This is a genomic window from Alteromonas sp., from assembly GCF_984505615.1.
The window spans coordinates 249,193-261,244 of the sequence record NZ_CFHOXV010000002.1 but is presented as its reverse complement, the minus strand read 5'-3'; the positions used below and the strand labels follow the sequence as shown (position 1 = coordinate 261,244).

Here is a 12,052-nt window from a genome sequence, read left to right as displayed (position 1 = left end):
ATGCTGATGTGGCGGATAATTCTCGACATTTAGACGAAACAAACTATAAACAGTAGAGGGAACTGTGCGCCAGACTCAGGGCATTTTTGTGCTGGCAGAACAGGTTTACACCCTGTTAAGGTAAGCATGACAACATGGGTAAGTTTAGTAATTACCGGTAAAAAGGAAAAATTATGAAGTTAGATGATGATATCCATAACTATTATGAGCACCTTGTTTTGCAGCGGCTGAGCGAACTGGAGCTTGATAAAACTAAATCATCAGACTACCTGGCAGATATTTGCTGCCTTGCGCTGAATCAGGTACCGCCACGGTATATCCGCTTTGAAGTTGATATGGCGTTTTATCTTCCTCAGAGTGAAAGGCAACAAATGGAAATGAATGTGGAACACGCCGTGGACAAGGCGATAAAGTATCTGGACCAGGCAAAATCGAAACGAACAGATGAGTGAGGAGATTGGGTGGCGGGCCCCAGCCACATCCCGGCACATGAGTCGTCTGCTGCGGCTGCTCCCTTCCGGGCCTGACCGGGTTCACAGAGTATCATTGCGAGAGGACCAGGGCCCACCATTGAACTTTGCGTGCTCCTGAAAACGGATATTATGCCGTGAAGGCTGTCCTCAGGAGCGGCGCATTATGACGATTTGAAGACGAAGTTTCAAGCCTTGTGATTAAATCGTTCTTCAGCGATAACATTTGCCACAATATTGGTGGCTTTTTCATCAGAATCAGCACGTTGATAGATTTCTTTCAGCGTCAGGCCAATCTGCTCAATGTGCTCACGCATAGCTTCACTGGATGACTCCATGCGCTGGTGATAAATATCAATCACACCACCGGCATTAATCACATAGTCGGGCGCATAAACAATACCCTTCTGACGAAGAACTTCTCCCATAGATTCTCTGGCAAGCTGATTGTTCGCAGCACCGGCAATCACCTTAGCTTTTATTTCCGGCACCGTTTCATCATTAATGGATGCGCCAAGCGCACAGGGTGCAATCACATCCACGTCCAGTCCGTACAGTTCTTCCGGCTTCACCTCCGTCGCACCTAATTCAGAAACGGCACGTTCAACTCCTTCCGGGAAAATATCGGTGACAAACAATTCAGCGCCGTGGGCATGAAGATGTTGCGCCAGACGGTAACCCACGTGACCAACACCCTGAATGGCCACCCGCACTCCTTTCAGATCTGTTCTCAGCGCGTGTTCCACTGTTGCTTTCAAACCAACGAAAACACCATAGGCTGTTGAAGGAGCAGGATTGCCGTCAGGCTGCTCATTATTGTAATGATACTTAGCACTTACACCGGTGATGTATTCCGACTGCGTTGCCATGGTTTTCAAATCAGTCACTGCAATACCGGAATCTTCAGCTGTGAAATACTTGCCGCCCAGAGAATCAACAAACCTTCCCATAGCCAGCATCATTTCTTCAGACTTGTGCTTACGGGGATCGCCGATTATCACTGACTTCCCGCCCCCCAGCTTCAGATTGGCCATAGCTGACTTGTAGGTCATGCCTTTTGAAAGCCTGAGAACATCTGTCAGCGCTTCATGACTGTTGATATACGGCCACATTCTGCAACCGCCTAATGCCGGACCGAGATTCGTATTATGCACTGCAATAATCGCTTTTAAGCCCGAAGCTTCGTCGTGGAAAAATGCCACATGTTCGTGACTGTCAAACTCTGGATGTTCAAAAACTGACATGGATTTTCTTCTTCTGATCGTGACTGATAACCCGGCTATCTTATCCGAACATCACGAGGACAGATTTTGCATTAATTTCAAGCTATGTTTACAAGAGGAAATATGGTTATTCACAAGAACTATAGACTAGGATATATATCCTAGTATTATGTGAGTGTTATAATAATTATCATACACCTGACGAGATGCCTGATTAATGAAATTAGATAAATTTGACCGCGAAATTCTTCGCGTGCTTCAACAGGATGCCACTGTCTCCATGGCCGACTTGAGTCAAAAGGTCGGATTGTCACATACGCCGTGCTGGCGCCGTGTTAAACGCATGGAATCAGAAGGAATTATTCTTCGCAAAGTGACGCTGCTGAACAGCAAAAAGCTGAATCTCGGCGTATCGGTTTTCATTTTCGTGACGTTGAAAAATCACGACGGAGATTCACTCACCGATTTCGAAGCGGCGGTACAGTCAATCGATGAAATCGTAGAATGTCATACCACCAGCGGTGAGAAGGATTATCTTCTTAAAGTGGTTGTTGAAAGCATTGAAGAGTATGAATATCTTTTGAAAACCAAGCTGACTCACCTGCCACTGGTCGATCACTTAAGCTCCACTTTTGCATTGAAGCAGGTGAAAAACACCACAGAGTTACCAATAAAAAGTCAGTAACCGGTTATCACACACGAAAAAGTCCGTTGATACATGGCAGTATCAACGGGCTTTTTGTTTTTCATGTCATGGTTATTCAGGACAGTCCGGCTGATTCTCCGGTCTCGCTTTTTCAAACGCATCTAGCGCCAGACAGTTATCAACAATTTTGGAGATAAGCGGAAATGGCGTCATGTCCAGTTTAAACCGCTTAGCAATATAGACCTGGGGCACCAGGCAAACGTCAGCCATGGTGACATTAAAATCAAAGCAGTACTTCCCTGCCTGTGTTTGCAGGCGACGTTCAATTGCCTGAAAGCCTTTTTCTGACCACTTACGCACCCATGCGGCAATGTCTTCATCATCCGCATTGAAATCATCCCGTAATGCATTCAGCACCCGTAAGTTTCCTAACGGCTGCATTTCCATAGCAATATCATGGGCCAGTCCGCGAACCCGTGCTCTTTCAAGCGCGTGTTCGGGGATCAGACGGCAAGTATCTGGGTACTTTTCATCCAGATATTCGATGATGCTGAGAGACTGATTGAGTACGAAATCTTCGTCGTCATCCACCAGTGCAGGTACCAGTTGCGCCGGATTCAGACGCTTAAACACCTCATGAGTTTGTTCACCGCCTTCTTTTACCAGGTGAACCGGTACATATTCGTAATCCAACCCCTTCAGGTTCATTGCAATGCGCACCCGGTAGGTTGCCGAAGAACGCCAGTAACCATAAAGTTTCAGACTCATGTTTTGCCCTTTTTTGCTTGCCACTTCTTGTTAGCTGAGTGGTTTAATCTGTTGTTCGATCGCGCCGAAGATACTGTGTCCCCGCTCATCCAGCATCTCTATGCGGATCCTGTCGCCAAACTGCATAAAGGGAGTGGATGGCTTGCCGTCACGGATGGTTTCAATCATCCTGATTTCGGCAATACAGGAATAACCCACACCACCTTCTTTTACAGCGCTGCCATGGTCCGTACCCTGTTTATTGGATACGGTACCTGAGCCAATAATAGCTCCTGCTCCCAGATTACGCGATTTCGCGGCATGCGCAACCAGTTGCGCGAAGTTAAATGTCATGTCGGTGCCCGCATGGGGCATGCCGAATAACTCGCCGTTATAGGTTGAGCGCAATGGCAGGCAAACCTGTGCCTGGTTCCATGCACTACCCAGTTCGTCAGGTGTTACCGCCACCGGAGAAAAACTGCTGGCAGGCTTAGACTGAAAGAATCCGAATCCCTTAGCCAGTTCACCGGGAATGAGCCCCCTGAGTGACACATCATTCACCAGCATAATCAACCTGATGCGTTCAGCCGCGACAGTTTCACAACATGCCATTGGCACATCGTCGGTGACAACCGCCACCTCCCCTTCGAAATCAATACCCCAGTCATCACTGGGTAAAATAACGTCATCCCGGGGGCCGGTGAAGTCATCAGACCCGCCCTGATACATCAGCGGATCTGTCCAGAAGCTCTCTGGCATCTCTGCACCGCGGGCTTTACGCACCAGTTCCACATGATTCACATAGGCACTGCCGTCAGCCCACTGATAAGCACGTGGCAGAGGCGACTCACAGCGCTCTTCTTTGAACGCCTCACTTTCAATTAATCCATCATTTAATTGTTCATATCGTGACTGCAATGCGCCGGCAACCTGCGCCCAGTTGTCCAGAGCGTGCTGCAATGTCAGTGCAATATCCGGTACCGCAGCAGTACGGGTCAAATCCCGTGAAACCAGCATCAGTTGCCCGTCACGGTTGCCATTTTTATAGGTCGCAAATTTCATTGTTCATTCTCCTTCACCGGTGTCTTCCAACTATTCACATACTCCGGATTTTCTGTCGCCAGTGCGGCATCCCCCATCTCAAGTGCGTCACGGGTATCCAGCATCACAGCGACTTCATCAGTAAATGTTTTCTTATGGGCACGACCGGCTGCAAAGGCTTTTGGATGGGGGCCGTGAGTGAACCCCGCCGGATGAAAAGTCACCATGCCTTTTTCAATGTTGTCACGGCTGAAAAAATCACCTTCGTGGTAGAACAGTACTTCATCATAATCGTCGTTATTGTGATAAAACGGCACCTTTAAAGCGCCGGGATCACTTTCTATTGGCCGTGGTACAAACGTACAGACAACAAAACGCGGGGCCACAAAGGTGGTATGCGCTGATGGTGGCAAGTGATAACGGTGACTCATTAAAGGTCTGATATCCCGCCAGTTCAGCTTGACTACACACACTTCACCATGCCAGCCAATGGCATCGAGGGGATTAAATGGATAAGTGATCACAGACACCTTATTGCGCCGTTTCACCTCTACCTGCCAGTTGTTCTCGTCTTGCTGGCCGATAAACCTGTCATTGATTTGCGGTATTTCCAGCACGGCGGGGTCGAAAATAGCCTGCCCCCCCAGCATGCCTTTATCCGGCAACTGATACGCTTCGTTAGTCGCTTCAATCATTAACATGGTCATGGGCTTTGCCGGCTCCAGCCGCCATAGCGTGGAGCGGGGAATAAGCACATAGTCCCCGGCGGTCACCGGCAGATGTCCGTAATCACAGAACAGTTCACCTTCACCTTCATGAATGAATAACAAGTCGTCACCGTCAGCATTACGGGCAAGGCGCGGCATGGAAGTATGGCAATGCCATAAGCGGTATTTACAGTGGGCATTGCCGAGGATCAGAGGAGCTGAAAAAGGCCCCTGCTCTGCATCACGGGGCAACTTATTCAGGTCGAAGGCGCGGGGTCGTAAATCCCCCTCCCAGTCAATCCAACCGGTCGGCGCATGTTTATGATGTAAATGGCTCGCAGGGCCAAAAAAGCCACTGCGACCAATTTCACGTTCATAAATGCCCTCTTCCGGAAAATCGGCGTGGGCCTGCTTTGAGTGCGTCCCCTGCGCAGCCGGAAACCGGATCCAGTTACGCATTTTCTTTCTCGTCCTGCGCCTGGCCGTCTAAAACGCCACGACGGATCTGGTCGAGTTCTATGGACTCGAATAACGCTTTGAAATTCCCTTCGCCAAATCCTTCGTTGCCCTTGCGCTGGATAATTTCAAAAAACACAGGGCCAATGACTGTATCGGTAAAAATTTGCAGCAAAATGCCATCTTTCATGGGTGCACCATCGATTAAAATGCGCAATTCTTTGAGCATATTCAAATCTTCACCATGCCCCTGCACACGGGCATCCACGCCCTCATAGTAAGTATCCGGCGTATCCATAAAGCGCATTCCTCTGGCTTTCAGATCTCTGACTGTCTGATAGATGTCGTCAGTGGCTAATGCGATGTGCTGAATACCTTCGCCGTTATATTCACGGATAAACTCTTCAATCTGTGATTTATCGTCAGACGATTCATTAATAGGAATACGAATTTTACCGCAGGGAGACGTCATCGCTTTGCTCACCAGGCCGGTGAGTTTGCCTTCTATATCAAAGTACCGGATCTCGCGGAAATTGCCGATGTTCTCGTAGAAATTGGCCCACAACGCCATGTTACCCCGGCGGACATTGTGAGTGAGATGATCGACAAAACTCAGGCCGGCCCCGGCTTTTTCCATTCTTGCCTGCCAGTCGTCATAAAAGGTGAAATCTACGTCGTAAATGCTGTCATCACCGTAGCGGTCAACAAAGTAAAGCGTGCTCTCGCCGATACCATAAACGGCAGGAATGTTCAGTTCCATGGGTCCCAGATTACCCACGAATTGCTTCGCGCCGTTTGCCAGTGCGTGCTTCATCGCAATTCCTGCATCTTTAACGCGGAAGGCCATGCCGCAAACACTGGGGCCCCGCAATTTGGCAAACTCTTCAGCCTGAGATGCCGGTTCAGCATTAACAATGAAATTGATATCACCCTGGCGATACAACCACACACGCTTGGAACGGTGGCTGGCTACCTCAGCAAAACCCAGTGATGAAAAAAGATCTTTAAGGGCCGCAATACCTTTTTCATCGGCAGCAGTATATTCAACGAATTCGAAACCGTCTGAGCCCAGCGGATTATAAGAGTAATCGACTTGTGACATGGTGTTTCCTCACACTTGTAAAAGTTATGTGATCAATAAACACCAAATTTAACAATCAGAAAAGACAGGGCCTGCGGATAGTATTGAGGGTCTGACGAAGGAAAGCCGTAAATAAAACTGAACAACGGGCGGACACAATTAAAATGCCCGCCCAGGAAGCCCCCTGCCCCGCGATTTTTGTAAAGCGGGCAGTACAGAGCGTATCTATAACTTTACAGTACCTTTATTAATGCCATATTCACGCAACTTGTTGGCAATGGCTGTATGGCTCAGGCCTAATTTTTTCGCCAGCTGACGGGTACTCGGGTAGGACGGATACAAACGTTTCAGCAGATCCCGCTCGAACTTCTTCACCTCTTCATCCAGCGTGCCGTCAAAGTTTTCATCGATGTACGTGACACTGGGGGCACAGGAAGGCAACTGAATATCTTCTTTTGAAATTTCATTGCCATCGAGCAACGACAGCGCACGGAATAAGGCGTTCTGTAACTGCCTGACATTTCCCGGCCAGGGGTACTGCTGCAGGAAATCCACACAGGATTTGCTCAGTTTGGCCGGACGGCGTCCCAGTTTACTGCTGTGTTGCAAAATGAACGCCTCGGCCAGTGGCAATATGTCCGGTCTGCGTTCCTTTAATGACGGCATGACCAGGCTCAGTACATTCAGGCGATAGTATAAATCTTTGCGGAACACGCCCTCTTCCACCATCTGCCCGAGATCCCGACCGGTAGTGCAGATGAAACGCACGTTGACCGCTACGGGTTTGTCATCACCAACACGTCTGAATTCGTTGTGCTCCAGTACGCGAAGCAACTTAGCCTGCAACTGCGGAGACATATCAGCGATTTCATCCAGCAAAATTGTACCGCCTGCCGCCAGCTCTAGTAATCCTGCTTTACCCTCCGGTTGATTATATGCGCCGGCGGCATAACCGAATAACTCAGATTCTGCGACACTGTCAGGCAACGAAGCGCAATTCAGTACGAGGAACTCGCCTTTGTTTCTCCGGCTTGCCTGATGGCAGGCTTTGGCAATCATTTCCTTCCCTGTACCGGTTTCGCCGAAGATCAGCACCGGCGCATCAAGATCGGCAATTTGCTTGGCATCGTTAACAACCTTTGCCATAGCCGGCGACCGGATAATGAAGTGATCGAAAGAATCCGTTTCTGTTTGATGGAAAGCCGTAAATTGCTGACCCAGACGCATTTCTGATTTCAGGATCACCACCGCACCTGCAAAGATGGCACTGTTCTGACCATCCGGCACTATTACCGGCAAAATATCCGCCAGATAATCCTGCTGGATAAACTTCACCTTCACTGAAGTGGCCGCATTATCCTTGCTCTCCATCCAGCGGTTAAAGTTAAACCCTTTAACCAGCTCACTGATTTCTGTGGACTCAATATCGGAAAACGGCAATTCAAGACCACTGATCACCGCTTCATTGCACATAAGTACACGACAGCGGTTATCGATGGAAAATACCGGGTCAGGTAAAGTACGCAAAATGGCCGAAAGCTGATTCCGCTCCCGTTCGCCGGGCATATACGGCGTGGTTTTCACGTCATCAATACCATTGATCCTCCGGATTTTTGGCATGAGATGCTGAAAATCTTCAAATTCAAGATTAGGGAAATTGAGGAAAATTTTGCCCGCTTCATCGATTTCGATGCCCCGTAAATCGATTTCATGAGCCACCAGGATGTCCAGGATGTCCTGAGTGATCCCAAGACGGTCCTGACAACTGATTTCTAAGCGCATAGTATTCTGTCATTTTTGTTGTAAATATATATTTACAGGATATCACAAAATACTAACATTGGAACGGTTAAATTTGTTTAACACACCCGTCTGGGCGCAGGTTCAAACAGGGGGTCATAGAGGCCAAGCCGCATGGCCTGACGCACTAAATGCATGATGTCGCTTTCTGCCAGAGTAAAAAGATCATCGAAATCTGACAACTCATAATACAGCGGCTGCATAATATCGATGCGGTAAGGTGTACGCAGGGCATCCAGCGCATTCATCGGCACTTTCACAGGGGCATCGCTTTCCAGCGCATAAAGGGTTTCACCCGGCGATGACAAAATACCGCCCCCATAAATACGCTGCCCGGCGAGGGTATTGACCAGGCCAAATTCAACGGTAAACCAGTACAGGCGGGCCAGATAGATACGTTCTTCTTTCGACGCATCCAGACCCAGCTTGCCGTAGGTATGGGTAAAATGCGCAAAAGAAGGATTGGTTAACAGCGGGCAATGGCCGAAGACCTCGTGAAAAATGTCCGGTTCCTGCAGGTAATCGAATTCTTCCCTGCTTCTGATAAAAGTTGCCACCGGAAATTGCTTATTTGCCAGCAGCGAGAAAAAGGATGAAAAGTTTATGAGTGCCGGTACCGGCGCGGTTTGCCAGCCTGTTGTTGCTTGCAGGATCCGGTCAATCTCACCTAATTGTGGTATGCGGTGCGCTGGCAGGTCCAGTAGTGCCAGCCCGTCCATATACTGTTTACAGGCTCTGCCCTGTAATAACGAATCCTGACGTTGATAAAGCTCAGACCAAATCTTGTTTTCTTCTCCGGACCAGGAGATCACACCGTTTTCGTCCGGTTGTCTGGACTGATAAGCAGATGACTTCGCCATAAAAAACCTTAATTGCTGTTACTCATTTTAGTCTAAGGAATTTATGACACTGTGGAAGTCTCAGGCTGATTCAGCCTGAGACTTCCCATGTAACATTAATTTTACAAATTAATATAAGCCATTGAATTAGTGAAAGTAAATAAGAAGGCCGGTGACACTGATGTGTCACCGGCCCTCATTTGAGTTCTTTAACTACCGGTCTGCTTCTGCCGTCACTTTATTCAGAGCTGGCTGATTTCACGGTTTAACTGAAACTCTCTGGAGGTTACATATTTTTCCATTTTGCGCAGACGCAATTCTGATTCTTTGAACCTCGAGGCGATATCATGCACTGCCTGCTTCGGTGGCTCACCGGCCTGCCAGACTTTCGTCTTTACCGACACTTTGCCGGATTGCTCGTGCTGCTGTGCGCCGGTACTGCTGTTTGTCCAGCCTTTACCCTGATGTCCTTTAAACCGGCTTAACGGATCATCCTGTTGAGCAGAAACATTGGCAGGTTTCGGTTCCAGAATAAACCAGCAGGCAATGTAGCCGATGAACACGAAGGTACCGGCCAGCAGGAAAAAAGCAGACACAACCAGAATTCTGACAAGCCACCTTTCCAACCCGAAATAGTCTGCTATACCACTGCATACCCCTGCAATTCTGGCATTTTCGGTATCACGATAGAATTGACGGTTCATGCTCTGTCTCTCCACTGAGGCGCTTCACTATCAAGAATGGCTTCCAATGTTTTGATGCGGTCAGACATTTTTTCAGCCTTTTCCGCGAGTTCATTGATCGTTGCGAACTCTTCTGCGCTTAACCCCTGATTGACTTGCTTCTTACTGCGATAGTGCAGAATAAGCCAGATGGGTGCGACAAATATCAAAAACAAAAATAAGGGTACCAATAGCAGTGCCAGTATTCCCTCGTCCATAACCATAACCTCCGATTTCTAGTGAGAACTGCCCACAAAGCCGCTTGTCCGGCTTCCTGTGAGCTAGGAAACCGCCACCGGGCGCGCATTATTCTGCGCTTTTATTTTCTTTTATTTTAGCTTTTAACGCTGCTAATTCTTCGTCGATTTTATCGCCGGCTTCCAGCTCGGCAAATTCATCATTCAGCGTTTTCTTACCTAAGTCGTACGCTTCTACCTGAGACTCCAGGTCGTCGATTTTGCGCTCATATTGCTCAAACCGGCCCATAGCAGCATCAACTTTACTGCTATCCAGCGTACGTTTCACTTCTAAACGTGAACTTGCCGTTTTCTGGCGCATAATAATCGCTTTTTGACGGGCTTTTGCATCGGCCAGCTTATCCTGTAACTGTCCAACCTCATCCTGCAGTTTCGAAATCTGCTCTTCCACTACCGCCAGCTCTTTACCCAGAGCAACGGCAGCTTCTGCAGCTTTCTTACGTTCCTGTAATGCTGCACGTGCCAGATCTTCTCTGTCCTTACTTAAAGCCAGTTCCGCTTTGGCCTGCCAGTCCTGTGCATCGGCTTCGTATTTACTGATTTGTGCAGTAATTTCCTTTTTACTGGCGATGGTTTTCGCAGATGCTGAACGCACCTCAACCAGTGTGTCTTCCATTTCCTGAATAATCAGACGAACCATTTTTTCCGGATCTTCAGCTTTATCCAGCAATGCATTAATATTTGAGTTCACTATGTCGGTGAAACGCGAGAAGATACCCATATTCATTACCTCCAGCTCGTATGGAATCATGCAAAAGTGCATGGATTTTAATGCTCGTAGTTAATACGCATCTCTGTCTTAAGCTATTCAATATGCTTGCCAACTAGCTAATACTTTTTAATTCACTGAATTTATTCATTTTTTCTGAATTAAATTAATGTTCGATTCTGCGAAGTTTTTCATCTACACTAATTATTGGTCTAAATGACTAACAATTGAGGGACTAAATGAGTAGATTTCGCCAACAGGATAACTTGCTGGGTCAGGCCAACAGCTTTCTGGAAACACTGGAACAAATTTCCCAAATCGCCCCACTGAACAAGCCGGTGCTGGTTATCGGAGAACGGGGGACGGGTAAAGAGCTTATTGCCGCCCGTCTGCACTTTCTGTCTCAGCGCTGGGATCAAAATTACATTAAGCTGAATTGTGCCGCGCTGAATGAAAATCTGCTCGAAAGTGAACTCTTCGGTTATGAAGCGGGGGCATTTACCGGTGCAGCCAAACGCCGTGAGGGCCGCTTTGAAGTCGCCAATAACGGCACCTTGTTTCTGGATGAGTTAGCGAACACCTCAGGTCTGATTCAGGAAAAATTACTCAGGGTCATTGAGTACGGTGAATTTGAACGTGTGGGCGGTACTAAAACCCTTAAAACCGACGTGCGTCTGATAGCAGCAACCAATGAAGATTTACCTGCACTGGCGGAAAGCGGCGAATTCCGCGCCGATTTACTCGACAGACTGGCATTTGACGTTATTACCATTCCACCGCTGAGAGAACGGAAAGAAGATATTCTGTTACTGGCTGAAAACTTTGCCATTAATATGGCAAGGGAGCTGGATATGGAATTATTCAGTGGTTTTACAGAGAAAGCCCGCCGCACCTTACTCGATTATCACTGGCCGGGTAACATTCGTGAGCTCAAAAACGTGGTGGAAAGGGCCGTGTACCGCTGCAATAACCCTCACCTGCCTGTCCACGAAATTATTCTTGACCCGTTTGAATCCCCCTTCAGACCAAAAGGCCGTATTAAGACTCAGGACAGAATTACCGCTCCCCCGCCGGCATCAGAAATCAACGGCATTCAACCTGATCTCCTCCCGCCTCCCAACGACGCTGTATTTACGCCGGTGCCCGAGGCTGCGCAAGCTCCGGTTTATCCGTTGGATCTGAAAGAACGCTCCCAGCAATTTGAAATTGATATGATCAGGCAAGCACTTGAAGACAGTCAGTTTAATCAGAAAAAGACTGCAGAAAAGTTGAGTCTGACTTATCATCAGCTCAGAGGCTATTTAAAGAAATACAATTTACTGGATTCTTCAGCGGAATCTGTGGAGGCATAACG

General features: G+C 48.0%; 13 protein-coding genes and 1 other RNA gene. 3 read left to right on the top strand and 11 right to left on the bottom strand.

The features are described 5' to 3' along the window. Positions 1-173 precede the first annotated feature (173 nt). Complete coding sequence (locus AC4PME_RS02785; RefSeq protein ID WP_119500635.1) at positions 174-452, top strand: late competence development ComFB family protein; 279 nt, start codon at positions 174-176, stop codon at positions 450-452. A gap of 14 nt (positions 453-466) precedes the next feature. Here the strand turns inward: AC4PME_RS02785 and ffs are convergent. Beyond that, positions 467-563, bottom strand: an RNA gene (gene ffs, locus AC4PME_RS02780) — signal recognition particle sRNA small type. A 95-nt stretch (positions 564-658) separates the two neighbouring features. Continuing rightward, complete coding sequence (locus AC4PME_RS02775; protein WP_491046614.1) at positions 659-1,714, bottom strand: Glu/Leu/Phe/Val dehydrogenase dimerization domain-containing protein; 1,056 nt, start codon at positions 1,712-1,714, stop codon at positions 659-661. Positions 1,715-1,910: 196 nt separating this feature from the next. On the opposite strand from AC4PME_RS02775, the gene AC4PME_RS02770 reads away from it, so the two are divergent. Further along, positions 1,911-2,378 carry an Lrp/AsnC family transcriptional regulator gene (locus AC4PME_RS02770; RefSeq protein ID WP_119500633.1) on the top strand — a complete coding sequence of 156 codons (468 nt, stop codon included), beginning with the start codon at positions 1,911-1,913 and terminating at the stop codon, positions 2,376-2,378. A 72-nt stretch (positions 2,379-2,450) separates the two neighbouring features. Here the strand turns inward: AC4PME_RS02770 and maiA are convergent, their stop codons facing one another. From maiA to pspA, 9 genes are all read right to left on the bottom strand, one after another. Further along, the gene (maiA, locus tag AC4PME_RS02765) at positions 2,451-3,107 is read right to left on the bottom strand and encodes a maleylacetoacetate isomerase (protein WP_119500632.1); all 657 of its coding nucleotides are present in this window, start codon (positions 3,105-3,107) and stop codon (positions 2,451-2,453) included. A 30-nt stretch (positions 3,108-3,137) separates the two neighbouring features. Then, a complete protein-coding gene (locus AC4PME_RS02760; protein WP_491046615.1) occupies positions 3,138-4,148 on the bottom strand; it encodes a fumarylacetoacetate hydrolase family protein in 1,011 nt (336 codons plus the stop codon). Then, entirely contained in the window at positions 4,145-5,293 is a 1,149-nt protein-coding gene (locus AC4PME_RS02755) for a homogentisate 1,2-dioxygenase (RefSeq protein WP_491046616.1), read from the bottom strand. Before AC4PME_RS02755 ends, AC4PME_RS02760 begins: the two co-directional genes overlap by 4 nt. Beyond that, complete coding sequence (gene hppD / locus AC4PME_RS02750) at positions 5,286-6,392, bottom strand: 4-hydroxyphenylpyruvate dioxygenase (protein WP_490708547.1); 1,107 nt, start codon at positions 6,390-6,392, stop codon at positions 5,286-5,288. The genes AC4PME_RS02755 and hppD overlap by 8 nt, the downstream gene beginning before the upstream one ends. A gap of 204 nt (positions 6,393-6,596) precedes the next feature. Next, a complete protein-coding gene (gene tyrR, locus AC4PME_RS02745) occupies positions 6,597-8,153 on the bottom strand; it encodes a transcriptional regulator TyrR (RefSeq protein WP_303575338.1) in 1,557 nt (518 codons plus the stop codon). A gap of 77 nt (positions 8,154-8,230) precedes the next feature. Further along, entirely contained in the window at positions 8,231-9,031 is an 801-nt protein-coding gene (gene phhA / locus AC4PME_RS02740; RefSeq protein ID WP_491046617.1) for a phenylalanine 4-monooxygenase, read from the bottom strand. Positions 9,032-9,252: 221 nt separating this feature from the next. Then, complete coding sequence (gene pspC / locus AC4PME_RS02735) at positions 9,253-9,714, bottom strand: envelope stress response membrane protein PspC (RefSeq protein WP_119500626.1); 462 nt, start codon at positions 9,712-9,714, stop codon at positions 9,253-9,255. Continuing rightward, positions 9,711-9,950: an envelope stress response membrane protein PspB gene (gene pspB / locus AC4PME_RS02730; RefSeq protein WP_119500625.1), complete on the bottom strand. Its 240-nt coding sequence runs from the start codon at positions 9,948-9,950 to the stop codon at positions 9,711-9,713. The genes pspC and pspB overlap by 4 nt, the downstream gene beginning before the upstream one ends. An 88-nt stretch (positions 9,951-10,038) precedes the next feature. After that, positions 10,039-10,710 carry a phage shock protein PspA gene (gene pspA, locus AC4PME_RS02725; protein WP_119500624.1) on the bottom strand — a complete coding sequence of 224 codons (672 nt, stop codon included), beginning with the start codon at positions 10,708-10,710 and terminating at the stop codon, positions 10,039-10,041. Positions 10,711-10,937: 227 nt separating this feature from the next. Here pspA and pspF point away from each other — a divergent pair, with 227 nt between their 5' ends. Then, complete coding sequence (gene pspF, locus AC4PME_RS02720) at positions 10,938-12,050, top strand: phage shock protein operon transcriptional activator (protein ID WP_491046618.1); 1,113 nt, start codon at positions 10,938-10,940, stop codon at positions 12,048-12,050. The last annotated feature ends 2 nt before the right edge of the window (positions 12,051-12,052 follow it).